General features: G+C 44.4%; 24 protein-coding genes, 1 tRNA gene and 2 pseudogenes. 16 read left to right on the top strand and 11 right to left on the bottom strand.

Going from position 1 to position 25,355, the window contains the following annotated elements:
- Positions 1–142: 142 nt before the first annotated feature.
- On the bottom strand, positions 143–349 hold the full coding sequence (locus CHRO_RS02185; RefSeq protein ID WP_041462322.1) for a putative signal transducing protein: 207 nt from the start codon (positions 347–349) through the stop codon (positions 143–145).
- Between the two features lie 6 nt (positions 350–355).
- Between CHRO_RS02185 and CHRO_RS31490 the strand changes: the two genes are divergently transcribed.
- Entirely contained in the window at positions 356–517 is a 162-nt protein-coding gene (locus CHRO_RS31490) for a hypothetical protein (RefSeq protein ID WP_158265832.1), read from the top strand.
- Here CHRO_RS31490 and CHRO_RS02180 read toward each other — a convergent pair.
- The 3 genes from CHRO_RS02180 to leuB form a co-directional block, all read right to left on the bottom strand.
- A complete protein-coding gene (locus CHRO_RS02180; protein WP_015152536.1) occupies positions 487–1,305 on the bottom strand; it encodes a prepilin peptidase in 819 nt (272 codons plus the stop codon). The genes CHRO_RS31490 and CHRO_RS02180 overlap by 31 nt on opposite strands.
- 86 nt (positions 1,306–1,391) lie before the next feature.
- A complete protein-coding gene (locus CHRO_RS02175) occupies positions 1,392–1,655 on the bottom strand; it encodes a hypothetical protein (protein ID WP_015152535.1) in 264 nt (87 codons plus the stop codon).
- A 153-nt stretch (positions 1,656–1,808) separates the two neighbouring features.
- The gene (gene leuB / locus CHRO_RS02170; protein WP_015152534.1) at positions 1,809–2,900 is read right to left on the bottom strand and encodes a 3-isopropylmalate dehydrogenase; all 1,092 of its coding nucleotides are present in this window, start codon (positions 2,898–2,900) and stop codon (positions 1,809–1,811) included.
- Positions 2,901–3,072: 172 nt separating this feature from the next.
- Here leuB and CHRO_RS02165 point away from each other — a divergent pair, with 172 nt between their 5' ends.
- The 5 genes and pseudogenes from CHRO_RS02165 (at position 3,073) to CHRO_RS02145 (ending at position 8,678) form a co-directional block, all read left to right on the top strand.
- Complete coding sequence (locus CHRO_RS02165; RefSeq protein ID WP_015152533.1) at positions 3,073–4,062, top strand: helix-turn-helix domain-containing protein; 990 nt, start codon at positions 3,073–3,075, stop codon at positions 4,060–4,062.
- 106 nt (positions 4,063–4,168) lie between these two features.
- The gene (locus CHRO_RS02160) at positions 4,169–6,739 is read left to right on the top strand and encodes a TonB-dependent siderophore receptor (protein ID WP_015152532.1); all 2,571 of its coding nucleotides are present in this window, start codon (positions 4,169–4,171) and stop codon (positions 6,737–6,739) included.
- 12 nt (positions 6,740–6,751) lie between these two features.
- A pseudogene (locus CHRO_RS33655) lies at positions 6,752–7,744 on the top strand (iron-siderophore ABC transporter substrate-binding protein).
- 305 nt (positions 7,745–8,049) lie between these two features.
- A complete protein-coding gene (locus tag CHRO_RS02150) occupies positions 8,050–8,271 on the top strand; it encodes a hypothetical protein (RefSeq protein ID WP_015152531.1) in 222 nt (73 codons plus the stop codon).
- Positions 8,259–8,678, top strand: coding sequence for a type II toxin-antitoxin system VapC family toxin (locus CHRO_RS02145; RefSeq protein WP_015152530.1), 420 nt, complete (start codon positions 8,259–8,261; stop codon positions 8,676–8,678). The genes CHRO_RS02150 and CHRO_RS02145 overlap by 13 nt, the downstream gene beginning before the upstream one ends.
- A gap of 148 nt (positions 8,679–8,826) precedes the next feature.
- Here CHRO_RS02145 and CHRO_RS34145 read toward each other — a convergent pair whose 3' ends face one another.
- The gene (locus tag CHRO_RS34145) at positions 8,827–8,961 is read right to left on the bottom strand and encodes a hypothetical protein (RefSeq protein ID WP_015152529.1); all 135 of its coding nucleotides are present in this window, start codon (positions 8,959–8,961) and stop codon (positions 8,827–8,829) included.
- Between the two features lie 353 nt (positions 8,962–9,314).
- Here CHRO_RS34145 and CHRO_RS02135 point away from each other — a divergent pair, with 353 nt between their 5' ends.
- Both CHRO_RS02135 and CHRO_RS02130 read left to right on the top strand, forming a co-directional pair.
- Positions 9,315–10,262 (top strand): ABC transporter ATP-binding protein, encoded by a 948-nt coding sequence (locus tag CHRO_RS02135; RefSeq protein ID WP_015152528.1) that lies wholly within the window; start codon positions 9,315–9,317, stop codon positions 10,260–10,262.
- A gap of 172 nt (positions 10,263–10,434) precedes the next feature.
- On the top strand, positions 10,435–12,111 hold the full coding sequence (locus tag CHRO_RS02130) for an ABC transporter permease (RefSeq protein ID WP_181824254.1): 1,677 nt from the start codon (positions 10,435–10,437) through the stop codon (positions 12,109–12,111).
- 55 nt (positions 12,112–12,166) lie between these two features.
- On the opposite strand, the pseudogene CHRO_RS34680 reads toward CHRO_RS02130, so the two are convergent.
- The 4 genes and pseudogenes from CHRO_RS34680 to ruvB all read right to left on the bottom strand — a co-directional run bounded on the left by CHRO_RS34680 (position 12,167) and on the right by ruvB (position 14,853).
- Positions 12,167–12,398 (bottom strand): annotated as a pseudogene (locus CHRO_RS34680) (hypothetical protein).
- Positions 12,395–12,649: a hypothetical protein gene (locus CHRO_RS02125; protein ID WP_015152526.1), complete on the bottom strand. Its 255-nt coding sequence runs from the start codon at positions 12,647–12,649 to the stop codon at positions 12,395–12,397. Before CHRO_RS02125 ends, CHRO_RS34680 begins: the two are co-directional and overlap by 4 nt.
- Positions 12,650–12,868: 219 nt before the next feature.
- Positions 12,869–13,741: a tetratricopeptide repeat protein gene (locus CHRO_RS02120; protein ID WP_015152525.1), complete on the bottom strand. Its 873-nt coding sequence runs from the start codon at positions 13,739–13,741 to the stop codon at positions 12,869–12,871.
- On the bottom strand, positions 13,738–14,853 hold the full coding sequence (ruvB, locus tag CHRO_RS02115) for a Holliday junction branch migration DNA helicase RuvB (protein WP_015152524.1): 1,116 nt from the start codon (positions 14,851–14,853) through the stop codon (positions 13,738–13,740). Before ruvB ends, CHRO_RS02120 begins: the two co-directional genes overlap by 4 nt.
- A 264-nt stretch (positions 14,854–15,117) precedes the next feature.
- Here ruvB and hisF point away from each other — a divergent pair, with 264 nt between their 5' ends.
- The 3 genes from hisF (at position 15,118) to CHRO_RS02100 (ending at position 16,347) form a co-directional block, all read left to right on the top strand.
- Entirely contained in the window at positions 15,118–15,888 is a 771-nt protein-coding gene (hisF, locus tag CHRO_RS02110; protein ID WP_015152523.1) for an imidazole glycerol phosphate synthase subunit HisF, read from the top strand.
- Positions 15,889–16,009: 121 nt separating this feature from the next.
- A complete protein-coding gene (locus tag CHRO_RS02105) occupies positions 16,010–16,201 on the top strand; it encodes a hypothetical protein (RefSeq protein WP_015152522.1) in 192 nt (63 codons plus the stop codon).
- Between the two features lie 73 nt (positions 16,202–16,274).
- A tRNA-Ala gene (locus CHRO_RS02100) sits at positions 16,275–16,347 on the top strand.
- A gap of 24 nt (positions 16,348–16,371) precedes the next feature.
- Here CHRO_RS02100 and CHRO_RS02095 read toward each other — a convergent pair.
- Positions 16,372–16,698, bottom strand: coding sequence for a heavy metal-binding domain-containing protein (locus tag CHRO_RS02095; RefSeq protein ID WP_015152521.1), 327 nt, complete (start codon positions 16,696–16,698; stop codon positions 16,372–16,374).
- 123 nt (positions 16,699–16,821) lie between these two features.
- Between CHRO_RS02095 and CHRO_RS02090 the strand changes: the two genes are divergently transcribed.
- From CHRO_RS02090 to CHRO_RS02075, 4 genes are read left to right on the top strand one after another with little or no spacing between them, the layout of a single operon-like run.
- Positions 16,822–18,729 (top strand): OmpA family protein, encoded by a 1,908-nt coding sequence (locus CHRO_RS02090; protein WP_015152520.1) that lies wholly within the window; start codon positions 16,822–16,824, stop codon positions 18,727–18,729.
- Positions 18,730–18,750: 21 nt separating this feature from the next.
- Entirely contained in the window at positions 18,751–19,266 is a 516-nt protein-coding gene (locus tag CHRO_RS02085; protein WP_015152519.1) for a Rab family GTPase, read from the top strand.
- Complete coding sequence (locus CHRO_RS29370) at positions 19,250–20,269, top strand: adenylate/guanylate cyclase domain-containing protein (protein ID WP_015152518.1); 1,020 nt, start codon at positions 19,250–19,252, stop codon at positions 20,267–20,269. Before CHRO_RS02085 ends, CHRO_RS29370 begins: the two co-directional genes overlap by 17 nt.
- Positions 20,266–21,366 carry a sensor histidine kinase gene (locus tag CHRO_RS02075; protein ID WP_015152517.1) on the top strand — a complete coding sequence of 367 codons (1,101 nt, stop codon included), beginning with the start codon at positions 20,266–20,268 and terminating at the stop codon, positions 21,364–21,366. Before CHRO_RS29370 ends, CHRO_RS02075 begins: the two co-directional genes overlap by 4 nt.
- 128 nt (positions 21,367–21,494) lie before the next feature.
- Here CHRO_RS02075 and CHRO_RS02070 read toward each other — a convergent pair whose 3' ends face one another.
- Positions 21,495–21,707 carry a chlorophyll a/b-binding protein gene (locus CHRO_RS02070; protein WP_015152516.1) on the bottom strand — a complete coding sequence of 71 codons (213 nt, stop codon included), beginning with the start codon at positions 21,705–21,707 and terminating at the stop codon, positions 21,495–21,497.
- Between the two features lie 416 nt (positions 21,708–22,123).
- On the opposite strand from CHRO_RS02070, the gene CHRO_RS02065 reads away from it, so the two are divergent.
- Positions 22,124–25,276 (top strand): hypothetical protein, encoded by a 3,153-nt coding sequence (locus tag CHRO_RS02065; protein WP_015152515.1) that lies wholly within the window; start codon positions 22,124–22,126, stop codon positions 25,274–25,276.
- Positions 25,277–25,355 lie beyond the last annotated feature (79 nt).

Genomic DNA, 25,355 nt, shown 5'->3' with positions numbered 1-25,355 from the left:
TCTACCAGTTATGAAATTTGTAAACAGCGTTTATGCCCTACACTTCTAGTTTCTGTAACTTCGATACCTTATTTTGGTTACTTTAGTTACTCTCGTGTTATTAAACTTAAACTTAGATATTCTGACATTTTTTAGTGCTACTTTACTCCTCTTCAATTGGACTCAATAGCAGTAAGGCAGTCCACCGATCCTTTGCATAGACTTGCAAAGCGGCAGGACTGCCTGCACCAAAATAGCTTGTACTACCCAAATCTAATATCCGTGTTGGAATGCCATGCGCCTCTAAGAGCTGTTGCATCAGTTCTGCTTCCCAGCGCCAACTCGTCGTCCTTAGCGTCATCCAGTTCACAAGATCATGTTACCAGAATCAGGGGCTAGGAGCGATCGCTCTCACGATCGGCAGCTGAGGAGGCTAGGGGCAAGTGAGCTTTGCGTGCAGGTGAGCGATTACCAATTACCAATTACCAATTACCCATTACCAACTCCCTACATAGTAGGAAACATCAACCGGAAGTAAGTCGAAAGAATGGCTTCACCAGCAAACACGGTGATGACTGCGCCGAGGGCGAGAAAGGGACCGAAAGGCATTGGTTGGCGGCGATGGAGTATCCCAAGGGCGATCGCGCCTCCGCCGACAAATGCACCCAAAGCACAAGCCAGAAAACCCGATAAGAGTAAGTATTTCCAGCCCAACCAAGCACCCATCATGGCGGCTAATTTCGCATCCCCTCCACCCATTGCGGTTTGTCCGAGACAGATGGAACTCACGATGATAATGGCATCAAACAACCAAATTCCCAATACAGTTCCAATCGCACCAGCCATGAGTTGATGAATTGCTCCTGCCCAAGTGCCTTGAACTAAATAACCCATAGCTAGTTGAAATATCAAACCCAGAACTAATCCCGATTGTGTTAGGGGGTTGGGCAATGTCATCGTATCTAGATCGATCAGCGATAGTGCCAGCAACCAACTGGCAAAAGCCCAATAACCGAGGGTTTGAGCTGAAATATCAAACGTCCAAAAAATTGATAGAAATAGCAGTCCCGTGACTGCTTCAATAAGTGGATAGCGAATGGAAATTGGATTTCTACAGTACTTACAGCGCCCTTGCAGTAACAGCCACCCTAGCACTGGTAAATTTTCTTTTCCTAGCCGATGCAAGCAATGAGGGCAGCGAGAAGGCGGATAGAGAACGGATAACCCTGCTGGTACGCGATAAACTACAACATTGATGAAGCTACCAATAGACGCTCCAAGAGCAAAAACTATAACTGCAACTGGTATGGCAAGGAGAGTATCCATTTATGAGGGGTAAGGAATCAAGGGTAAGGGGTAAGAGTGCAGTAAGTTCTGACTTACGACTTACGACTTACAACTTACGACTTAACTTATGGGTTTTCTGCTTCGATTTGGGCGATGGGGATGAAGCGTTCTTGGGGTAACAGGATCGGTTGAGTGGAAAAGAGAACCTTACCCTGATAAGTTAATTGATTGACAACAACTCCTGATGGGCGCTTGGCATTTGAGGCGTGAGTTTCGCAGTAGTCGCGGTAAATTTGACGAGCTACTTTCAAGATTGTAGGGTCGATCAACACAGGGTAATTTAGGGGATGAGAGGGGTCTTCAGTTCTCCGCGATCCAGCATATACCACAAAATTGCTCCATCTCTATCTAAAATTATTCTTAAGTTATAGCTGGTGCATCCAGGTTTGTCACCCTTTTTGGTTGTCAGTTGTCAGTTATCAATGAAGAATCACTACCAATGACTAATGACCAATGACCAATGACAAATAACCAATTACCTATCATCCTTTGGTTAATTCCTCAATCAGTGCTTTACCCATTGCCCGACAGCCCAGTAAATTCATACCAGGGGACATGATATCGCCCGTGCGATCGCCTCTGTCTAAAACTCTTAATACTGCTTGCTCGATGCGATCGGCTGCCTCTGGTTGGTTTAAGCCGTAGCGTAACATCATAGCAGCACTGAGAACTTGTGCTAGAGGATTTGCTTTGTCTTGTCCGGCAATGTCGGGGGCGGAACCGTGGACGGGTTCGTAAACTCCTGCACCACTAGCACCTAGACTAGCGGAGGGTAACATCCCGATACTACCTGTCAGCATAGCTGCTTCGTCTGAGAGAATATCACCGAAAAGGTTGCCTGTAACTATTGTGTCGAATTGTTTCGGGTTGCGAACTAGCTGCATGGCAGCGTTATCGACATACATGTGGGTGAGTTCGACATCGGGATATTCTGAGGCAAGGGCAGTGATGCGATCGCGCCACAGTTGAGAAACTTCCAACACGTTCGCTTTATCGACAGAACAGAGTTTGTTCCTGCGTTTTTGAGCTGTTTCAAATGCAACTCGTCCAATGCGATCGATTTCTGACTCGGCGTAAGCCATCGTATTGACTCCCCGCTTTTCTCCTGTTTCGCTGGAAAAAATGCCCTTGGGTTGTCCGAAGTAAATTCCCCCTGTCAGTTCTCGCACCACCATAATATCTACCCCTTCTACGACTTCTCGTTTCAGGGAAGAGGCATCAATTAGCTGTGGCAGAATCTTGGCGGGGCGCAAATTGGCAAATAGACCTAAACCCGATCGCAGTCCTAATAACCCCGTTTCAGGGCGCTGGTGGCGCGGTAAGTTATCCCATTTGTAACCGCCGATCGCGGCTAATAATACCGCATCGCTGTGACGACAAATCTCCAATGTTTTCTCTGGTAAGGGTTCGCCTGTAGCGTCAATGGCTGCACCACCAATTAAGGCTTCTTGAAACGTAAATCCAATATTTAGTTGTTCTCCCACCAGCTTTAGCACCTCTACCGCTACTTGGATGATTTCGGGACCAATGCCATCCCCAGGTAAAAGCGCGATTCGGTATTGCTGCTGTGACATATTGGGTGATTTGGATAAAGACTTATCGGGTTAACTATCGTAGCAGGGAAACGGAGCGCAAATTCTGGATTATACTCTGCTCCACTTGCTATTCTGACTCATTAAATAATAAAGTTTCTTATTAAGAAAAATCTGCTATTGATTTGCAAATATCACTTGCTCAAGCAACATAATGACCATCACCATCTCGCTGCAAGCATGGGAAGATCTGCAACAAGAAGTAAACGAAACTGTCCAATACGATCCTTTCGACCCGTTAGATGTTACTTGGCAACTTCCTCAACTAGTCGGATATGGATACATGCGGTGGATCGAGCTACGTGAAGGGTTAGGGTTAGAAATTACAAATTTTCGCTTGTGCGATCGCCTGATTCTCCATTGCCCCGAACTCCCAAGCCGATTAAAATTTCATTGTCATCTGTCTGGACAGCATGAGGATAAACAGACAATCGTTGATGACAGAGAATTTGCGCTTTACGGTAGCGGACTTGCGCCGAAAGAATCGAACGTTGGTCCAAAGCAAAAGGCTTTGGAGGTGACGGTTTACATGCAGCCCGAAACGCTGCGATCGTTCGTTGGTAATTCCAACGGACAATTGCCTGTGGGACTTCAGCAACTCATTAGACCTAATGAGCGAGAACGCTACACCCGCGTTGCTAAGATTACCCCCTCAATGGAAAGCGTAATGTGGCAAATCTTGCAGTGTCCGTTTCAGGGAATTATGAAGCGAATGTATCTGGAGAGCAAAGCACTAGAGTTAGTCAGTCTAGTTTTGGGGCAAGAAAGCGAAATTCAGCAGGGAGAACGGACTATTAAGCCACTAAATGCAGGAACTTTGGAGCGGATTCACTACGCCAGAACGCTGCTGTTACAAAACCTACACCAGCCGCCTTCCCTACCAGATTTAGCGAGGCAGGCACAGCTGAATGAATACACGCTCAAGCGCGGATTTCGGCAGGTTTTTGGTACGACTGTGTTTGCCTATTTACATAAATATCGACTAGAGCAGGCGCGTCAATTGCTAACAACAGGACAAATGGCAGTATCAGAAGTGATGAAAGCGGTGGGATTTAGCGATCGCCACCACTTTGCTGCTGCTTTCCGCAAGCAGTTTGGAGTTAGCCCTAGAGAGTTTCTCATGCGACATAAATGCTCCGTATAGCCCACCAAAAAAGTTCCCGCTATCCCACCAATGTATCTTTTGCGATCGCGCTAACTTCGGTACTCTCTTACTATTGCAAAAGATTCCTAAATTTTAGTGTGGTGTGATGTCAAATCATCTGTGGCGATCGCTGTTGATGGCTAGTGTGGTTTTATGGTTAGTTGTCCCGCCTGCTGGAGCAGAGGAGATAGGCAACGAAGCAAAAGGGGAAAACGCGAAATCTCATGCCCCCCTTATCAAGGGGGGTTGGGGGGATCGACAACTCGCCCAGTCTCCGATTCAAGTCACGGGTGTGAGACTCAACCCTACTGAAACTGGAATTGAGGTAATATTAGAGACTCCGCAAGGTAAAGCACTCCAGCCAAGGGCGATCGCTTTAGGAAAGTCATATATTGCTAACATTCCCGATGCCGTATTAGCTCTACCCCAGAAACAAGAGTTTCGTCAAGATAACCCAGCTAGTGGGATTACTCGTGTCAGCGTAACTCAGACTGCTGGTAACAATATTCGGGTGACAGTGACAGGTGCGACGGGTTTACCAGCAATTCAGTTGTATGACAGTCCGACGGAGGGTTTAATTTTCGGCGTTGCCAGTGCAGCATCTTCTACACCACAGGGACAAAAACCTCAAGCACCGTCGGGCGAAACTGATAAACCAGTGGTAGGGGAAGACGAGGAAAAAGAAATTGTTGTTACAGGGGAACAAGAAACAGGGTACAACGTACCTAATACATCAACTGCAACTCGAACCGACACACCCTTGCGGGAGATTCCCCAGTCGATTCAAGTCATTCCCCAAGAAGTGCTACGCGACCAACGCGCCGACCTTACTAGTGCGCTCCTCAATGCCCCAAGCGTCCGTAACTCAGCACCTACTAACTTTGACTCATTGCGGTTGCAAGTTCGGGGATTTTTTCCCTCATTAACGGTGAATGGTTTCAAGGACTCATTAAATTCTTCTAGCATTGGCTCTGACCTGACAGGATATGACAGAATCGAAGTCCTTCTGGGTCCCAACTCGATTTTATTTGGTTCATCAGCGCCAGGGGGTACAGTCAACTTGGTGACAAAACAGCCACTGCGCGATCCTTACTACTTCGTCGAGGCAACTATTGGTAATTTTGATTTTTATCGTGGTGAAGTGGATTTATCTGGACCATTAGACGAATCTAAGAATGTCCTGTATCGATTGAATGCGTCTTACCGAGATCAAGGCTTTTTCACTGACTTGACCAAAACCACAAGTCTAGTAATTGCTCCGGCAGTGAGTTTTGCGTTCACAGAAAATACAAAATTAACCCTTGAAGGTCGCTACGCAGATGTCAAATTTGACTCCATTACTTTTGGATTGCCCTTAATTGGAACTATACGTTCTAATCCTAATGGAGAAATACCCCGCGATCGCAACGTCAATGAAGGTACTCTTGATGCTGAAAGTACCAGAATTGGATACACATTAGAGCATAAATTTAATCGGAATTGGTCGTTCAGAAATGCTTTTCAATATACTAGATACTTTTCTGGTTACTTCGGTGATGATGCAGGAACTTTCCCTACTGCGCTTTTACCTGATAATCGGACATTGGAAAGAGAATATTTCTATGAACGTTCTGAGCAGAGCGATTATAGGCTTTCGACCGATGTTGTTGGTAATTTCGCAACGGGTTCAATCCAACATCAGTTATTGTTTAGCTTGGATTTGGGTAGAATAAGTGGCGAGTTTCGCGGTCAAAGTAGAGAAATCGCTCCCCTCGATCTATTCGATCCAATTTACGGACAACCACCTGGAGCAGTCATACCTGGGTCTGAATATGATAACAAGAACGAGACAGAAGAACTTGGTTTAATATTGCAAGACCAGGTGACGATCGCAAACAATTTAAAGCTACTCTTAGGCGGTCGATTCGATATCTTTGAGCAAACTGACACAGACTCGATCGCCGATACAGAAACAAATCAATCGGGAGATGCTTTTAGTCCCCGTTTGGGTATTTTATATCAGCCAATTCCGCCTATTTCCCTCTACGCTAACTACAGTCGCTCGTTCGAGCCATCCATCGGTCAAGCCTTTGATGGTAGCGAATTTGAGCCGACTAGAGGGACTCAGTTTGAAATCGGAGTTAAAGCAGATTTAAACGACAGGCTTTCGACTACATTGGCGTTGTATAACATCACCCAATCGAACGTTACAACCGAAGATCCCGATAATATAGGCTTCGAGGTTCAAACAGGGGAACAGCGCAGCCGAGGCGTCGAACTTAATCTTGCAGGTGAAATTTTACCTGGGTGGAATATTTTTGCCAGTTATGCTCACAATGATGCCGAAGTCACAGAAGATAACGTCATTTCAATCGGCAACCGTGTAGAACAAACAACTCCTCATGCTGCCAGCTTGTGGACAACTTATGAAATTCAACGGGGGAATTTGCAAGGTTTGGGGTTTGGATTGGGACTTTTTTATGTGGGCGATCGCGCCGGAGATAGAGAGAATACATTTGAAGTCCCTAGCTACTTAATCACAAATGCTGCCATCTTCTACAAGCGAAACGTATTCCGTGCTGCCCTCAATTTCAACAACCTCTTCGACATTGATTATTTTGAAAGTGCTTTCAATGACTTGCGCGTTCATCCTGGTGTGCCGTTCACCGTGCAAGGAACAATTTCCTGGGAGTTTTGAGTTAGGGTTTTCATGAAGAGGTTTCTATACCATCTTACCTATCTACTATGTTTGGGAATTGTGACATTTGTGCTGATTTGCGCCTGTAGTCAAAGTAGCTACCAAGATGCCACATCTCCAACATCTTCAGCAGAAAATTGTCGCATTGTACAACATCCAATGGGAGAAACCTGCGTTCCGCTCAATCCTCAACGAATTTTTGCTTTAGATGTTCTGAGTCTTGCTAACACCGTTGCTTTAGGGATCGAGCCGATCGCCGCAGGAATATGGTCTCCTAGAGAGGGTATCTTAGAACCTACTCCGCACTTAGCAGAGAAAATCGAAGGCATTGCTTTACATAGTTTTTCTAGTCAGCCCAATTTAGAGAAAATTCTGCTGATTAAGCCCGACTTTATTATTAGTGTTTCCGATCCTTCAATGCGAGGAATCTACAAGCAACTGTCACAAATTGCTCCTACTGTATTAGTTCCCTGGGCAGAAATTTCACGAGATTGGAAACAACACTTGAAAGAAACTGCAAAGGTTTTTGGGAAAGCAGAAGTAGCTGACAAACTCTTGAAAGGCTACTACCAAAGAGTGGAAAAACTGAAACAGGCATTAGGGACTTTGCACGACGCTCCACAAAAAAACTACAGTCAGCCATTTCATGCATCATTTGTCCATGTTAGTAATGGATGATATCTTAATCTTAAAAATTCTTTTTCTGGCACAATATTGAACGATATTGGGTTATTGTCTCCTAAATTGTCTAATCAGCTAGCATTACCAATTTCTGAGGAAAGTTTAGCCGAAATTGATAGCGATGTTCTTTTTATTGGAACATACAGAGAAAACGATCGCTCTACCCTTGAGTATTTTCAACGCAAACCCCTATGGTCAAAGATTAAAGCTGTTCAACGCGATCGAGTGTATCTTGTTGATTTCCATACTTGGTACGGCTTTGATTTTTTTGCATCTCATGCCGTATTGGATGATATCGAGAAGTACTTAGTTAAGAAACCTTAACTTCACACCTAAACAACAAATTCAACTAGCTCGATCTAGCCGATCGCCCCTACAACTCCTCTCCTAGCTGCCGCAGTCGTTGGGCTAGTGTTCTGCCCGTTGCCGTTCCGCTTCTGCTTCGCTCAAACAGCGATCGCCATTGCGAATCGAAGACGTTTTGACTTTTGACTTTTAACTTTTGACTTTTCGTTGGCGATCGCTACCAGAAAAACTACCAGATAGTTTGCATATTAAGCATAGTTCATAAAGTCAGTAGACTCAATCGTAAGGTCATAAAATAATTTTTGTAAGATATTGACATAACAATGCTTAAAAGTTACGTAGCGATGATTGAAAATGGTCAACTAAAATGGTTAACAGACGAGCCGAAACCATCATCTGCCCGTGTAATTGTGACGATTTTAGAAGATACCACGCCATCAGTAAAGCGTCGGACTCCTCCTGCTTCAATCGCAGGTAAAGGTAAAACCTTGGGTGATTTGATTAGTCCTGTGATTGAAGAACAAGACTGGGAATGTCTCAAGTAATTGTTCTAGATACTCATATTTGGATTTGGTTTGTCACCCAGGAATTCGAGCTATTTCCATCTCACTGGCGAGAGGCGATCGAAACTGCTGACCAAGTAGGTGTTTCACCTGTATCCTGCTATGAGGTCGCTTTAGCACAGCAAAGGAGGCGGCTAGAATTGCCTTGTAGCGTCGATCGCTGGCTTGAGGATGCTTTGGAACCAACAGGTATTACCTTGTTTCCACTGACTGCCGAAATCGCTTACCAAGCTGTTAGCCGATCGCCTGTTCACAAAGACCCCTTCGATCGTTTAATTATTGCTACAGCACTAGTTTATAAAGCGAAGCTAGCCAGTATTGACAGCTTGTTTTCTCAGTATTCAGAACTCGATACACAATTGATGAGATCGACTGAAAGATTGACCTGAGCACAAATAGCATCCCAATCTCAATAGCATGAAGTTGATGCGACGATGGAAGATTAAGACTTCAAAGGGGTGAACCTTTTACAATTATTGGCTCGATCGGTTGGTAGTAAATCAAGCGACATTTTCATCCAGATGGAACCAAATGCACTCAGACATAATTTCTCGCCGCATCAAGCTTTGCTTGCAACAGCGAAGGATTTTTACTTCGTTCTGCTTTTGCTATAGCTTCTGCTTCAGCGATCCGCAGATCGATTTCTTCTCGATGGTCGTAGTAAAATGCCATAGCAAAGTAGGAGATTGTTGAAAAAGTTTGTTGAATATCGAATCTCGTCGCATGAAAAATTCTGAGTTAATCTATTTCTTGCAATCTGCGATAAATCCGATACAGCAGTTGTACTAGATATGTAAAATTCCAGCACCCTGCGACTTTCGACTTCTATACGGGCGGGTTTATCAGAATAATTATTTGTTGTTTCAGGGATCTGCAAAAAAACCGCCCCTACGACTTCCGACTTTTTTTGTCACAATCGGCATTTAACCCTACTGACAAAATAGATCCAAGCAAGCTAAGCTATCCGATAGTGAAGTTGCGTTCATGACGCTGACTCACCCTTTTGTCTCCCAAACTTAGCACCCATGCTCAACGAACTGGCAATTCGCACTTGTGGGCTGACGAAACAATTCGATCGCCACATTGCGGTGAACGACGTCGATTTACAAGTTCAGGCTGGGGAAGTCTACGGCTTAATTGGACCGAACGGTGCAGGTAAAACAACGCTAATTCGGATGTTAGCAGCAGCCGAGGAACCAACTAAGGGAGAAATATACATCAATGGCGATCGCTTGGTAGGCGATCGCGACAATTCTACTCTCAAACAACGCCTGGGTTATTTACCCGACGATTTTCCCCTCTACGACGATCTCACCGTTTGGGACTACCTAGACTATTTTGCGCGGCTGTACAAGTTGAAAGAACCGCGCCGCAGTCAACGCTTGCGAGAAGTCTTAGAACTCGTCCAATTGAGTCAAAAACGTCGCAGCTTAATTGCTACCCTGTCGCGGGGGATGAAGCAACGCCTGAGCTTGGCAAGAACAATCATCCACGAACCGATTGTATTACTATTAGACGAACCCGTTTCGGGACTTGACCCAATCGCCCGAAGGCAATTTCGGGAAATTATTAGGGTATTGCAAGAAGCGGGAATGACCATTTTGATTTCATCCCACGTTTTAAGCGACTTAGCAGAGTTATGCACTTCTGTGGGAATTATGGAGTTGGGCTTTCTAGTGGAGAGTACAACATTAAGTCAGTTATACCAACGGCTGGCTCGCCAGCAAATTTTCTTAACAACCTTGGGAGAAATCGACAGATTAACAGCAGAATTGAATAATCACGCCCTCGTAGCGGGATGGGAGGTGTTACCAGGAGGACGGGTGCAGATAGATTTTACTGGAAATCAGGAAGACTGTGCGGATTTATTGCGATCGCTAATTGCAGCTGGCGTTCCTTTATCTGAATTTCATTGTACTCAGGAAGACTTAGAAACAATTTTCCTCAAACTAGGACACCAGCAAGCGTCTTAACTATGGGTTAGGAGTTAGGGGTTAGGGGTTAGGGGTAAGTCAAAAGTCAAAAGCTAAAACTCAGAAGTGACAGCTAATAAAGGACCAACTACCAATTACCAACTACCAATTACCAATTACCAATTACCAGAACGGGAGATTTATTCTTATGAGATTAAGTTGGATAGACAAATTGGGGGATAAAAACCCTCAGTTGTTGCGGGAGATTAAAGGGAGATTTAAACCGCGCAATTTAGTTATTTCGACAGTTATTTCTTTACTGGGACAGTTTTTCTTATTTCGCATATTTCAAGCAAAATTACCATCTGCTAGTCAAGGTTGGTCAATGCCAACTCGTCATCCTTTATGTACTGGCGACCAGTGGGAATATTCCATACCTGAATGTCTCACAGATGCTGCGGGAAATCTTTTGATTAATTGGCAGATGTGGTGGTGGGATGTATTTTACACTGTCAGTAAGTTTGGTGTTTTTGCCCTCATTTTAGCAGGCACTTACACGCTGATTAGTGACTTAGCTAATGAAGAACGTCGAGACACGCTCAATTTTATTCGCCTCAGCCCTCAATCAGCTAAAAGTATTTTAATTGGCAAACTATTGGGTGTACCAAGTTTGCTGTATATTGTGGTGGGTCTGGCTGTACCACTGCATTTAATCGCCGGGATTGGGGCGCACGTTCCTCTAAGTTTAATTTTCAGCTTTTACGGACTAGTAGTTGCTAGCTGTATTTTCTTTTTCAGTGCTGCTTTACTATTTGGTTTAGTGAGTGCTTGGCTAGGTGGATTTCAAGCTTGGTTAGGTAGCGGTGCAGCATTTGTGTGTCTATTTATTGCCACTGCCAAACCTGTACTTCATACACCGTTAGACTGGCTAAATTTGTTTTCACCATTTTTGATTTTTGAGCAAATCGCTAAGGCAACTGAACTAGAAAACTATAGTTTGTCGCTGCTTAGCACGGCAGATTTAGAACTATTCTATCTGCCTATAGGCGATGCGTTGTGGGCAACATTGGGTTTGGCAGTTCTCAACTTTGGGGTTGGGACGTACTGGATTTGGCAAGCTTTGCAGCGTCGGTTCCATAATCCTAGTAAAACCATTTTTAGTAAGAGTCAAAGTTACTTGATGGTGGCAAGTTTGGAGACGATCTTAGTTGCATTTGCTGCTACAACACCTAAATATCGATATTCAACCAATCTCGGGCATAACTTTCAAGAATTGCTTGTCTACAACTTGGTATTGTTTATCTGTTTGATTGTAACTCTCACGCCGCAGCGTCAAACCTTGCAAGATTGGGCAAGATATCGACGGGAGAGAGTTAGCAATCGTCAAAAGTTCTTGAGTTCTTTGCTAGTCAAAGATTTGACGTGGGGAGAAAAAAGCCCAGCTATAGTCGCGATCGCACTAAACTTAGCTATTGCTGCTACGACTTTAACTCTTTGGATTACCTTTGTCTTACAACCGATTGACAAACAGCCTGCTTTCTTGAGTATGGTTATTGGTGGTAATTTGTTACTGCTCTGTGCTGCGATCGCCCAACTTTTAACATTTATGCGGGCGCAAAAGCAAGGTTTGTGGATTGCTGGGGCTTTGGGTACAGTCATTCTATTACCTACAGCCATTCTCACCGTTCTATCAATCTCGCCATACCAAATTCCTGGTTTGTGGTTGTTTACACCTTTTGCTTGGTTTGCGTTAGAAAAAGCCAGCAATACAACTATCTTTTTGGCGCTATTAGGACAGTGGAGTGCAGTCACTCTCTGTACGATTCGCATGACGCGCCAGATCCAACGTGCGGGTGAATCGAGTACTAAAGCTTTAATGAGCGATCGCCCTTCTTTACCTGTAGGATAAGCATCGATCTACAATACATTCGTAGGGGCGTACATCTGTGCGCCCTTATATATTTTTAACCTTCTCCTAAAGTCTGTTGTGCAGCATGTCGGATGTGGAGAATGCGAACTGTAGCCACTTCATTATTCTCAATAATAGTGAAAAGAATACGGTACGAATTACGACCTTTACCGTAGATAAGTTGACGAATTTCTTGACTAAAATAATGATGCTATTTGAGATATTCGTAGAAATGCACTATCTACTTCTCCCTCTGCCACACTAGAAATTTCGATACGATAACTCACAAATCAGTTGACAGGTTGTATTTAAGGCGCTGTTCCTCAGCAAATTCTTGAAACGAACGGGAACGTCCCGCTTCAAAATCATCTAATCCACGCTGAATACCTGCAATAGCTTCCTCAGAGTCTTGCAACTCCCACTTTAAAATGTCAGTTATCAATTCAGCCGCAACAATACTTACATCTTGTCCTTGTTGTGCTGCTTTTTCCCGCAGTTGCGCTTCTACTTCTGGACTCAGAGAAATGACAATTGACATAAACTCTGTTTTTTGAATATCGAGCCTCTACGTGTGATTTTAACAAATTAGCTAAATTTTCGAGCAATTAGAGTCATGTCATTATTTACGTGCTAAAGGCTGCTATCGTGCAAACTCAGGTAAAGCTTTAGTTTTTGTTGCACACTTCAAGAAGTATATAGTCTCTAAAGCTTTTAGACATAAACAAAAAGCAGTTCAAGAAAAAGACAACCTATATTATTACTTAAGCTGTTGAAACTTTTCTAAAGCTGCAACCATAGTGGGGGGCCAACGGCGAATCTTTGTGACCCAGTTAATGTCTTTATAACGAGGGTCTAAGCCTACAGCAGCAACCCAGTTACTTTCTGCTTCTCCCTTATTTCCCTGTTCCCAAAGTACAGCAGTCAAAGCAGCACGAACATCGGCAAATTGAGGATATTTGCGAATTATATTTCGCAGTTCGCGCAGGGCTTTATCTTTTTGACCATCTTGATATAAAGCTAGGGCATAATTGGCACGGGCAAAAGCAAAATTAGGGGCAGTATCGGCAGATTTTTTGTAATCGACGATCGCCTTTTCCCATTTTCCCAAACCTGCTTCAGCATTCCCGCGATTGTTATATGCCATTGCATCGTTAGGATCGATTTCTAAAATATGATTATAATCGACGATCGCATCTTCCCATTTTCCCAAACCTTCCAAAGCCGCACCCCGATTTAAGAAAGGATCGGTCACGCCTGGGGCAAGTTCGATTGCTTTGTTATAATCGGCGATCGCTTCATTTAATTTATTTTGACTAACTCTAGAATTGCCTCTGTTACTCCAAGCTGCCGCATTGGTGGGAAATTCTTCGATAATTTGCGTCCAATAAGTTTCAGCTTGGGGAAAGTTACCTTTTTCAGTCAGAGTAAAAGCCTCGTTCGCTAATTTCTCTAGATTTTGTAACTGTTCTGCACTCAGATTTGGCGGTGGTGATTGGGCAACAGCTGGTTCTACCCACCCTACTATGAATAGCGCACTGAGTAAAAGTGTCAGTACGCAGACGCGCAGATTGGCACTGACAAATTCAATCTTGTCCGTATTGAAGCGCGTCCAACTGGGGTTGTAAATCATAAATCTGACCGCGACAGTAACGATAGTTGTTCGTTGGGTAGTTTCAAACCTAAATGCTTGTACGCCGCAGGAGTGGCGACGCGACCTCTAGGAGTCCGTTGTAAGTAACCAATTTGCATCAGATAAGGTTCGTAGACTTCCTCAATTGTTTGGATGTCTTCGCCCGTCGCCGCCGCTAGGGTTTCTATACCCACGGGTCCACCATTAAATTGTTCGATCGTCACGCTAAGCATTTTTCGGTCTGTCCAATCTAGACCGCAAGGGTCTACCTGATATAATTCTAGAGCTGTTGCGGCTACATTTTGCGTAATTGTACCTGCTGCCTTGACTTCGGCATAGTCTCGCACTCGTTTTAGCAGGCGGTTGGCAATACGTGGCGTACCTCGCGATCGCTTGGCAAGTTCCAACGCCCCGTCATCGCTAATTGGTGTTTGCAATAACTCAGCCGTCCGCAAGACAATTTTACGTAACTCCTCTGGTTCGTAGAACCGCAACCGCTGCACCGAACCGAAGCGATCGCGTAATGGCGAAGATAGCGCCCCAGCGCGGGTTGTCGCTCCTACCAAAGTATATTTAGGTAGCGTAATACTGCGAGTCTTGGCACTTGCTCCTTTACCGATCGTAATATCCAGACGATAATCTTCCATCGCCGGATACAAAATTTCCTCTGCCATCCGCGACAGGCGATGAATCTCATCAATAAATAGAATATCTCCTGGTTTGAGACTCACCAGCAGACCCATAATATCTCTAGGTCTTTCTAAAGCTGGGGCGCTAGTAATCTTGCAGTCTACTCCCATTTCTCCCGCCAAAATTAGCGCCATCGTAGTTTTACCCAATCCAGGCGGACCATATAACAATAAATGATCTAGAGTTTCTCCTCTTGCTTTAGCGGCTTGAATCGCAATTGATAGCACCTCCTTTAAGTCTTTCTGCCCGATGTAATCGGCAAAGGTATGGGGGCGCAAGCTTTGTTCTTGTTTGCCTTGTTCCTCCACAGTTGCCTGCGGTTGCAACAAATCCTCTATGACAGGCTGAGGTTGAGGTTTCTTCTGTTGCTTTTTTGCAGGCTTAGAAGGTTCTGACGGTTGTTTAGAGGAGATAATTGCCATAACTAGGAGCTAGAGGCTAGGGGCTAGAGGCTAGGGGAAGAAGAGAGCTGAGGGAGCTGAGGAAGCGCAAGGTTGCTGAGGGAGCTGAGGAGATTAATCAACTCCTGACTCCTTTCTTCACTGATAACTGATAACTGATAACTGATAACTAGTCATTGGTCAGTGTAACGTCTACTATCAACCAACAACCACTAATTACCAATGACCAATTACCCATCACCATTTATATATGTATAATCTCTGGAGTCATTGGAAAGGCGAACTATGTTAGCTAAAAGAATTTTGCCTTGCTTGGATGTGAAGGCGGGGCGGGTTGTGAAGGGGGTAAACTTTGTCAATCTCCAAGATGCAGGCGATCCGGTGGAGTTGGCTAAAGTTTATAACGAAGCTGGGGCGGATGAGTTGGTATTTCTGGATATTACTGCGACCCACGAAGACCGTGACATTATTTTTGATGTAGTTTATCGCACTGCCGAGCAAGTGTTTATTCCTCTCACTGTCGGCGGGGGCATCCAATCCTTAGAACAAATTAAAAATTTGTTAAGAGCGGGAGCAGATAAGGTTAGCATCAACTCCGCCGCAGTTAAAGACCCAGACCTAATTAATCGTGCCAGCGATCGCTTTGGCAATCAGTGTATAGTAGTGGCTATTGATGCACGGCGACGGCAGGATGTCAATAATCCTGGCTGGGACGTTTACGTTCGTGGTGGGCGGGAGAACACTGGCATAGATGCTCTGCAATGGGCGCAGGAAGTCGCCCAACGGGGTGCTGGGGAGTTGTTGGTAACGAGTATGGATGCCGATGGCACTCAAGCAGGGTATGACATAGAATTAACAGGCGCGATCGCCTCATCTGTAGAAATCCCAGTTATCGCCTCTGGTGGTGCGGGGAACTGCGAGCATATCTACACTGCTTTGACTGAGGGGAGAGCTGAAGCTGCTTTGTTAGCTTCGTTGCTGCATTACGGTCAACTGAGTGTAGGACAAATCAAATCTTATTTGAGCGATCGCAACTGCCCCATACGTCTTAATTAGATCTAATTGGTATTATAAATTTGCCAAATTTCTGTAGCAAGAAAAACTTAACCTCTAATTAAGACCAGGTTCCTGAGAATTAGTTAAGATATATGAAATATGTTTTAAAATATCTTAAAAAATGCTGACAGTTATTCTCATTTTTGACGTAGCTTTAGTAGCTTGGTCGCTGCACCTGATGGAAGAGGCGTTTGCGAAGAAGGAATTTTCGATGATGCTGGCAGGGGTGTTAGTGGCAGCTAGTGCCGCAGCCATGTTAGTTGTCTACTTTTTAATGGGAAACTGCATGAGCTACTTAGCACGCGGATATTAATGCTTAAAATGATTGAATAGTGCGCATTGACAGCAAAGAGAGATTTAAGGCATAATAAAAAACGCATTTGTGCGGGGTTATAGCTCAGTTGGTAGAGCACCTCAATGGCATTGAGGGGGTCAGCGGTTCGAATCCGCTTAGCTCCATTTGAAGTAGAGGGATCGACATGATTACTGGCACACGACAGCAGTACCGCTGACTGCTACCATCAACATACTACCGCCATTGCCAACACCAATGGTTTCGTAATCGATATCGATGCCAATTACCGCATTAGCACCGAGAGCTTCAGCCTGCTGAATCATCTCGCGCATAGCAGTATCTTTCGCTTCTCTGAGCGATCGCTCGTAACCTGCCGAGCGACCACCGACAATATCCCGAATGCCGGCAAAGAAATCGCGAAAAATATTTGCCCCTAGAATCGCTTCGCCACTGACAATACCGAGATGCTGGACGACGCGCTTGTCGCCAACTAAGCTGGCTGTGGTTAAAATCATATGACTCCTTTAATACTTGCTTTAAATAGTTGTATAAGATTTGTCGGTGTTTCATGTCCTCTTGACTACAGGTGGCTATACAATTCAATGTGAGTATGGGGGATATTAGGAAACGCTCGGCAAATGACTGACTCTTCTCGTCGCCAATCTACTGACAGAACTTCAAGCTCTGAAGCTGAGGCACTGACTGAGCTAGAGAGTCTGTTGGATCGATCGCAAGACACCCATCTCACTGCTGCTGAAGTAGAAGTCTTAGCTCAACTGCGTCAGATAGTATTGGAGCAACAGCCACAGACACCAACAGCGCGATCGCAACCACCGCCCCACAAGAATTTTACTACCGAAGAGGAAGCGATCGCCGAATTACGGGATTTACTTTTCGGTCCCGAACTCCAAGCAAAACTCGATAAATCGCAACTCCGAGTCGAAGATGTGAGTCGGGTTTTGCCAGAGGCGATTATTCTCAGGTCATTACAGGACGACCAACTGACTCAAGCCGCCGTCCCAACTGTAGAACAAGCAATTCAAACCTCTGTTAGAAGAGACTTGAATACGCTGTCCGATGCTTTGTTTCCCATCATCGGACCTGCTAGCCGCAAAGCTGCAATGGCAGCACTGAAAACTTTTGTTGCCACCTTTAATCAAGCACTCGATCATAGCTTAACCCCAAGGAGTTTTCGCTGGCGCTTAGAAGCAATGCAAACTGGTAAGTCTTTTGCCGAAGTTGTCTTGCTGCGAACGCTAGTTTATCGGGTAGAAGAAGTTTTTTTGATTCATCGTCAGACTGGACTGTTGTTACATAGCTTGGCAGTAGATCCGACTGCTACACAAGATGCAGATCTGGTTGCAGCTATGTTAAAAGCAATTCAAGATTTCGTGCAAGATTCGTTTAAGGTTAAGCAACAAGATCGGTTAGACGCACTAGAATTTGGCGAATTGACGATTTGGATCGAGCAAGGTCCCCAAGCAATTTTAGCAGGCATAATTCGCGGTAATGCACCCAAAGAATTAAGAGAAAACTTTCAAGCCACCCTAGAAACAATTCATAAGAAATTTTACCAGCCACTTTTGAATTTTCGCGGCGACGATACTCCATTTGAAGCCAGTAAATCTTATTTAGAAAATTGCCTTCAATCCCAGTATCAAACAACTTCAGATAAACCTTCACCGCTTTTATTATTATTGATCGGCGGACTCTTGTGTACGCTGGGATGGTGGAGTTTTATGTCTTTTCAAGCCCGACAAAAGTGGCAGGCATATTTAAATACATTAAACTTGCAAGCAGGAATAGTTGTCGTCAGTGCTGATAGTCATTTTGGCAAATACTATATATCGGGATTGCGCGATCCGTTGGCTGCTGACCCCATTCAATTAATCTCAGATGCAGAGATCGATCCTAAAAATGTTGTCAGTCGTTGGCAACCTTACATCTCTCTAGAGCCGCAATTTGTTACGAAAAGAGCGGAAAAATTATTACAGCCACCAAAAACCACGAGTTTGAAAGTCGATCGCAATGGCGTTCTTTATATGACTGGTATTGCACCGCGACAGTGGATTGCGCAAGCAAAAAAAGTTGCGCCTAATCTCCCTGGAGTGACGCAGTTACAGACAGAGCATCTGACTGAAACTGAACTTCAAGAATTGCTCAAAACTAAAACTGAATTAGAACGAGAAATTCTCTTATTTGTTAACGATCGCCCGCAGCTTTTACCAAATCAGCAACAGAAATTAGAAAAGGTCGTTGCAGCTATTCAAAAACTCACAAAGATAGCTCCAATTGTGAATAAGGATGTACGCATTGAAATTAAAGGACACGCAGATAGCGATGGTTCGACCGAGCATAATATGTCTCTCAGTCAAGCTAGAGCAAAGCAAATTTTATCAACCTTGGTTTCGCAAGGAATCAGAGCTTCTGATTTAACGACAATTGGCGTGGGAGCGCAAGAACCTTGGCAACAAAAAGCTAGCCAAAACAATCGAGAAATGAATCGTCGCGTTTCTTTTAAGGTATTTTTAACGGATGCACCCTAGAAAAAATTTGCTGTTTGAGATATGATTCAAAAAAAAATATGTATGGTCGGTGCGTTTGCTACGGGAAAAACGAGTTTAGTAGCGCAATTCGTTAAAAGTATTTACTCAGAAGTATACCATTCTACCGTAGGAGTGAAAATTGATAAGAAACTAGTTAAAATTGGCGATAGAGAGGTCAATCTAATTTTGTGGGATATCCACGGCGAAGACGAGTTTCAGAAATTGCAAATGTCTTATTTAAGAGGTGCATCTGGTTATTTTTTAGTCGTGGATGGAACCCGTCGTTATACTTTAGATAAAGCCTTATCTTTACAACAAAGGGTAGAAGAAACTATTGGTAAAGTTCCTTTTATATTGGTATTGAATAAATCAGATTTAACAGGTGATTGGGAAATAGAGGATTCAGTAGTGGATAGTCTTATACAGAAAAACTGGACGGCGATCGAGACTAGTGCTAAAACGGCTACAGGGGTAGAAGAAGCCTTCGCCAAACTCACACAACAAATGCTGGAGGCAATGGATGTCTCACCTCCCTAGATCCATAGCCAAGTACTTTCAAGAGTCAATTTTTGAAAGTCGTTGTCCGGCTTACTTTTTAGTGCAGGATGGCTGTTTAGTGAGCTGGGGAGGTCAATTATCATTGTATGGATTGCATCATCTCGAACGAGGAGAAATTGTTGAAAAAAAGATTTTATTTTTAGCGGGATTGCTACCCTTTCGGAACTTGCCAATTATCTTACCTTGCATAAAAATGGAGTCGGGAGTTGCTGCCGAGGTTCACATTTTCTCTACAGATGAAGGTGACTGGATACTATTACTGGATGCAAGTCGATACGAACATCAATACAGCATCCTTCAGCAACAAGGCAACGATTTGAGTTTAATTCGCCAACATCACTCTCGCTTGTTAGAACAAAGCCTACACGATCGCGTTGCAGCCAACTTATCTGAGGAATTAGTAGCGGTATTAGAGAAAGGCGATCGCCGAGATGTGACTGTTTTATTAGCTAAGATTTGCAGCCTCAACTCCTCGATTGAAGATTACCCACCAGCAGAAGCGATCGCCACTCTCAACTCATATATTTCCACGATCGTGCAACCGTTACTAGATCGAGGTGGGATAGTAAGTAAAGGTTTTGGGGATGCTGTGACAAGTTTGTTTGGCATACTTCCAGTGACTGGTTCGCCTGCGGTGCGTGCGATTGAAGCAGCGATCCGAGTTGTAGAAATAGTACGAGAGATGAGTCAGGTGCGGCAAGTCGATAAATGCATTGCATTTAGTGTCGGCATCAGTATTGTTTCTGGTTCCCTGATTGTGGGTATTACTGGTAGTCAGAATCAAAAAACTTTGATTGCTGTTGGCGATCGCATGGCAATTGTAGAACAGCTAGGATTTCAAGCAACTCCTAACGCGATCGCGATCGATCGCAACACATACGATCGCATCGGTGAGATGCAAACTCGCTTCAGGAGAAGTCATACTATATCTAAAGACATTGCTAGCGAACCAATCCCTATCTTTACGTTTTTAGTAGCATGAGCGAGGAAAGCATCATAGATGAGCTATTTGCGGCACTAAATGTCGTTGTTCTAGAACGATTGGAGTATGATTCATTCAAGCTCATCGGTACTGCACCTATCTGGTTCGTACAATTTTATGGAGATACTGACTTACAACAACAGTTGATGCCGGGACATAAATTTCCCGTACTCGATAATTTTTTGATCGACGCAGAAGCCTTTTGGCAGAAACATCAATCGGGAAGAATTAAATCTGGACTGTGGACGGAAACGGACTTATCAGGACAAGAATTTTATTTAGAGGCTTCAGCAGTTTGTCTAAATGAGAAAAAAATATTATTAATTGCTTCTAATTATAAAGAGCATCAGTTTTTACTCCAAAAAGCCAGAGAAAACAGTTTAAATTACTACAATTTGTTAAAAGAAATTCAAAAAAAAGAAGTATTAATTCATTGTATCGTTCACGATCTAGCCGGACAGTTAACGGGAATCAAGTATTGTTTCGAGCTACTCTCACTCCAAAACCTTAATTCTAAAGCGCAAGAATACTTAAATATTGGTAAAAAGCAGTGTCAAAAACAAGAGACATTAATTCGAGAAATTTTAGATGCTTTTGCAGCTGAAATTGAGATTTTGGAAGGGGTGGGAAACGATCCACAACAAGCACCAGATGCGCTAGCTTGCGTTTTAGAAGTTGTGAATGCTTTATCACCAGTTTTCTTTCTCAATCAGATCGATTTACGGCTACAAATCGATGTTGATAAAACCAGAGAATGGAAAGTTGTAGGAGAAAAGTCACGTCTGGAGCGAACGATAACGAACTTGGTAGAAAACGCCTACAGGCACAGTCCACCAAACTCTGCGGTGACAATTGGGATCGCAGAAGAGGGAGATTTCATGACGATCGCAGTTGACGATATGGGTTCTGGCATAGAACCAGAAATCGCTACAACTTTATTTCAAAAGTTTTCCCAAGGCAAAAATAGACCGGGAAGAATTGGCTTAGGGCTATATTTCTGTAGAATTACAGTAGAGCAGTGGGGTGGAAGTATCGGCTATAAAACCAATTCTCAAGGGGGAGCGCAGTTCTGGTTTCGCTTACCGAAAGTGTTGTAAAACAAGTTTTGTAAAAAGCATAACAGTCTCTCCTAAATACGTTTCAAGAGAGACTGTTAGATTGAATCTTTGAAAAAAGGTAAGATTTGTAGAGCGAAACCCCCCTGAAAAAGGGAGGTTTGAGAAATCTAGTAACCGATGAGATGTAGTACGTCGCGCAGAACGCTAAAGCCTGCTAAGTCCCAAATCAAATAGGCGAGAAATCCAATCATTGCCAAACGTCCGTTCCATAGCTCGGCTTGAGGATTCAACCCAAAGATGAATGCGTTTCTGTCTACGCCATTGTACGCTTTAGCAACTGGTGGTACATCTGTAGCTGGACGAGTTTCACGAGTTTCCATTTTTTGCTCCTAATAAAGCCGCTTCACATATCTTTAATTTAAAGGGGAATTTAATTCTTGCTTTCTGTCTAGAGGTACAAACTAGCAGCACTTCTCTAGGACTAATATAAAGTGAATTTTTCAGGAGGAATTCTATCAATAGACGGTGTAAATCGCGATGAAGCGATCGCTTGGTATTGTTAACAACTTGTAATTAGTATCTTGACGTACATAAACGCTACTGAATACATTTACTCGCCTCAGAAGTAAATCTGAATTCATCCCACTACAGGCAGAGCTTTCAGACTTGGGGTGGATGTTTGACGCTGTTAAATGCAGCATTTTTAAGCTACGGGGTTAAATAGTATTTTTAGCTCCTATATTTCCTCCTCACATTGTATTTAGACGCTCAGCACAGCACAAAAGAAGGAAAAACCATGTTTCAGAATCCAGAAATTTTACTGGGACTATATAAACCTTTCTCCTGGCTGGCACAGTTAACTCCACCAGATGGGGGTGTGACGACACCAGCAGAGGCAGCGTTTGTATTTTCGGGTCCGAGATTTTTTGTTGCTTTAATATCAGGAGTGATTCTTGCCTTTGCCGTACAACTTGTATTAACAAACCTCTCTGTGGCTGCTGGGATTTCCTATTTAGGACGGCAATCAGACTCAGATTCAGGTAGCAGCGAATCTGGGAGTGTGGGGGGAACGATCCGTAAAATTGGTACGGCAGTAGGTATTTGGACGTTAATAACTGTCAGCATTGCTCTATTCATCGCTAGCTTTCTTGCCGTTAGTTTAAGCCTGCTGAGCGTAGATGTAGGACTGGGAGCAGTTCTCGGTCTAGTGATTTGGGGAGCTTACTTTTTACTACTGGTGTGGGTTAGTTCCACCACAGTCGGTTCCTTGGTTGGTTCTGTCGTGAATACGGCAACCTCGGGTTTTCAAGCAATTATGGGAACGGCTACTGCTGCTATGGGAGCAAAAGCTGTCAATCAGCAAGTCGTACAGACAGCAGAAGCGGCAGCTGCGGCGGTGCGGCGAGAACTAGGTAGCGCGATCGACCCGACGACAATTCGCGAGAACCTGGAAGATTATATAGACATGCTGCGTCCGCCAGAGATGGACACGACAAAGATTAGAAGAGAATTTGAGACAATTTTACGCGATCCGCAACTGGCAGATCTTGCCGGAACCGATGACTTGCGGAATATCGATCGCCAAAAGTTTATCGATCTCGTCAGCAGCCGTACCGATTTATCAAAACGTGAAGTCAATAAAATTGCCGATCAGTTAGAAAGCGTCTGGCGGGAGGTGGTGGCGAACCAACAACCCAAACGCGATCGCATGGATGAGTTGATCGAATACCTCAAGTCCGTGCAGCCGGGACAAACTAGGACGGACGAGTTGAACGCCAAGATCGATCGACTCACAGAAGAAATGCGATCGTCTAAGCAAGCCGACCAAAGACAAGCAGACCAAGCCGACAAAGCCACCGCAGGTCCAGTACAGCAAACGCTGCAAACGGGAATCAACACCCTGATGGGAATGGTGATGGGACGTGCCGATCTATCAGATTTAGATGTGGAGAAGATCTTGCGATCGCTCCTCACGGCTAGAGATAAAGTCACCGAGGGAGTAGACAAGGTTGCCACTCAAACAGGAATGAAATCTGCTGAAGTTCCCTACACGACCATTAGGGCGGATGTAGAAAACTACCTGCTCAACACTTATACTTGGCAATTAAGTCAAGACAGGATGGATCGGGAATTCCGCGACGTTCTCTACGATCCAGCAGCCGATCCACGAGCAGTCCGGCAACAGATCGAGCAACTTTCTCGCAACGATTTTGCCCGATTGTTGCAACAAAAGGGAATGCTGACCCAAGCTCAAATTCAAACTATAGCCGATCGCTTGGAACTGATTCGTCAAGATGTCTTGACCACAGTAAGAGGTATTGAAGAAAGGGAAGCCGTCCAAGAACTCCAGCACCGTGTAGAGAGTTATCTACTGACAACGAGTAAAGCAGACTTAACTACAGAAGGAATTGAGCGTAACTTCAAACCGTTATTAGAAGACTCGGATGTCGATTACGAAACTCTTGGTTTGCGTCTAGCTAGGTGGGATCGGGACTCGTTGCGACAAGTCCTATTGCAACGTAACGATATTACCCCAGAAGAGATAGAGCCAATTTTAGATCGGTTGGAGGCACAGCGCGAAAAAGTCTTAGTTGAGTCTAAAGGACTGGCAGACCAGGCAAAATATCAAGCTGAAACCCTGTGGCTGAACTTGGAATCTTACCTGCGTAACACTGGCAGAGATGAATTGAATCCCTATGCAATTGAGGCTGAACTGAAGACTTTACTAGAAGATCCGCAAGCGGGGATGGCAGCACTAAGGGCGCGGTTGTCTCGCTTCGATCGCGAAACCCTGGTACAACTGTTAAATCAGCGCCAAGACTTGAGCGAAGAACAGATCAACCAAGTTATTAACCAAGTTGAGGGGTCTTGGCACAACGTGCGGGTTGCACCGCAAGTTTTGGTGGGTAAAGCGAAGGAACAATACGACTCGGTGACGAATGCGATCGCCGATTACCTGCGCAACACTGGTAGAGAAGAGTTGAATCCAGAAGGAATTCAGCGCGACTTTCAGCGCTTGTTTGCCAATCCGAAAGAGGGATCGGCAGCCCTCAGAAGGCGCTTGTCTCACGTAGATCGAGAAACCCTGGTGAAGTTATTGAGCCAGCGGCGCGATTTGAGCGAGGAGCAAGTCAACCAAATTGTCGATCAAATGCAAACTTCGATTCGGGATATTATCAAAGCGCCCCGTCGTCTGGCAACTCGCACGCAACAAAGAGTTCAGAGTTTCCAAACTTATTTGGAAGAGTATTTACGTCATACAGGTAAAGACGAACTCAATCCAGAAGGCATTAAGCGGGATTTGTCTTTGTTGTTACGCGATCCGAAAGTGGGAATTGAGAGTTTGAGCGATCGCTTGTCTCACTTCGATCGCGAGACGTTAATTGACTTGTTGAAGATGCGGGGTGATATGTCCGATGCGGAAGCAGCTAGAACTGTCGATCAGGTATTAGCTGTACGCGATAATTTTGTCGATCAGGTACGAGCCATTCAACGGCGGATTCAAGATGCGATCGACAGCGTATTCGAGCGCATTCGCAGCTATCTCAATTCGCTCGATCGCCCAGAGTTGAATTACGACAGCATTCAGAGGGATATGCGCAAGTTATTTGACGACCCGCAAGCTGGGTTTGATGCTTTGCGCGGACGGCTATCTTCGTTTAATCGAGATACTTATGTAGCGATTTTGAGTTCCCGCGAGGATATTTCGGAGGCGGATGCGAATCGAATTATCGATCGAATTGAGTCGGCGCGTAACAACGTGCTGCAAAGAGCAGAACGCATTCAGCACGAAGCACAGAAGCGATTGGAGCAAGTAAAAGAACAGGCAGAAAAGCAAGCGGAAGAGACGCGCAAGGCGGCGGCTTCAGCTGCTTGGTGGTTGTTTGGTACGGCAACAGTTTCGGCATTCTTTGCTGCTTTAGCAGGTGCGATCGCTGTGGCGATTTAAATAGCTTAGGTTATGGTTGAGCCTCTCACTCCGGTGAGGGGTTTTTTTATCAGTGCTGAAGGCACTAGTCTTGAGTAAA

It is taken from the genome of Chroococcidiopsis thermalis PCC 7203 (assembly GCF_000317125.1).
Lineage (GTDB): Bacteria > Cyanobacteriota > Cyanobacteriia > Cyanobacteriales > Chroococcidiopsidaceae > Chroococcidiopsis > Chroococcidiopsis thermalis.
Note: the sequence above shows the minus strand (reverse complement) of the source record. Positions and strands in the feature narration are given on the sequence as shown.

Bases quoted from the DNA above. Each gene is read 5' to 3' on its own strand.
- CHRO_RS31490 (WP_158265832.1), top strand. From the start codon at position 356: ATGTTACCAGAATCAGGGGCTAGGAGCGATCGCTCTCACGATCGGCAG.
- CHRO_RS02180 (WP_015152536.1), bottom strand. From the start codon at position 1,305: ATGGATACTCTCCTTGCCATACCAGTTGCAGTTATAGTTTTTGCTCTT.
- leuB (WP_015152534.1), bottom strand. From the start codon at position 2,900: ATGTCACAGCAGCAATACCGAATCGCGCTTTTACCTGGGGATGGCATT.
- CHRO_RS02165 (WP_015152533.1), top strand. From the start codon at position 3,073: ATGACCATCACCATCTCGCTGCAAGCATGGGAAGATCTGCAACAAGAA.
- CHRO_RS02160 (WP_015152532.1), top strand. From the start codon at position 4,169: ATGTCAAATCATCTGTGGCGATCGCTGTTGATGGCTAGTGTGGTTTTA.
- CHRO_RS02150 (WP_015152531.1), top strand. From the start codon at position 8,050: ATGCTTAAAAGTTACGTAGCGATGATTGAAAATGGTCAACTAAAATGG.
- CHRO_RS02145 (WP_015152530.1), top strand. From the start codon at position 8,259: ATGTCTCAAGTAATTGTTCTAGATACTCATATTTGGATTTGGTTTGTC.
- CHRO_RS34145 (WP_015152529.1), bottom strand. From the start codon at position 8,961: ATGGCATTTTACTACGACCATCGAGAAGAAATCGATCTGCGGATCGCT.
- CHRO_RS02135 (WP_015152528.1), top strand. From the start codon at position 9,315: ATGCTCAACGAACTGGCAATTCGCACTTGTGGGCTGACGAAACAATTC.
- CHRO_RS02125 (WP_015152526.1), bottom strand. From the start codon at position 12,649: ATGTCAATTGTCATTTCTCTGAGTCCAGAAGTAGAAGCGCAACTGCGG.
- CHRO_RS02120 (WP_015152525.1), bottom strand. From the start codon at position 13,741: ATGATTTACAACCCCAGTTGGACGCGCTTCAATACGGACAAGATTGAA.
- ruvB (WP_015152524.1), bottom strand. From the start codon at position 14,853: ATGGCAATTATCTCCTCTAAACAACCGTCAGAACCTTCTAAGCCTGCA.
- hisF (WP_015152523.1), top strand. From the start codon at position 15,118: ATGTTAGCTAAAAGAATTTTGCCTTGCTTGGATGTGAAGGCGGGGCGG.
- CHRO_RS02105 (WP_015152522.1), top strand. From the start codon at position 16,010: ATGCTGACAGTTATTCTCATTTTTGACGTAGCTTTAGTAGCTTGGTCG.
- CHRO_RS02095 (WP_015152521.1), bottom strand. From the start codon at position 16,698: ATGATTTTAACCACAGCCAGCTTAGTTGGCGACAAGCGCGTCGTCCAG.
- CHRO_RS02090 (WP_015152520.1), top strand. From the start codon at position 16,822: ATGACTGACTCTTCTCGTCGCCAATCTACTGACAGAACTTCAAGCTCT.
- CHRO_RS02085 (WP_015152519.1), top strand. From the start codon at position 18,751: ATGATTCAAAAAAAAATATGTATGGTCGGTGCGTTTGCTACGGGAAAA.
- CHRO_RS29370 (WP_015152518.1), top strand. From the start codon at position 19,250: ATGTCTCACCTCCCTAGATCCATAGCCAAGTACTTTCAAGAGTCAATT.
- CHRO_RS02075 (WP_015152517.1), top strand. From the start codon at position 20,266: ATGAGCGAGGAAAGCATCATAGATGAGCTATTTGCGGCACTAAATGTC.
- CHRO_RS02070 (WP_015152516.1), bottom strand. From the start codon at position 21,707: ATGGAAACTCGTGAAACTCGTCCAGCTACAGATGTACCACCAGTTGCT.
- CHRO_RS02065 (WP_015152515.1), top strand. From the start codon at position 22,124: ATGTTTCAGAATCCAGAAATTTTACTGGGACTATATAAACCTTTCTCC.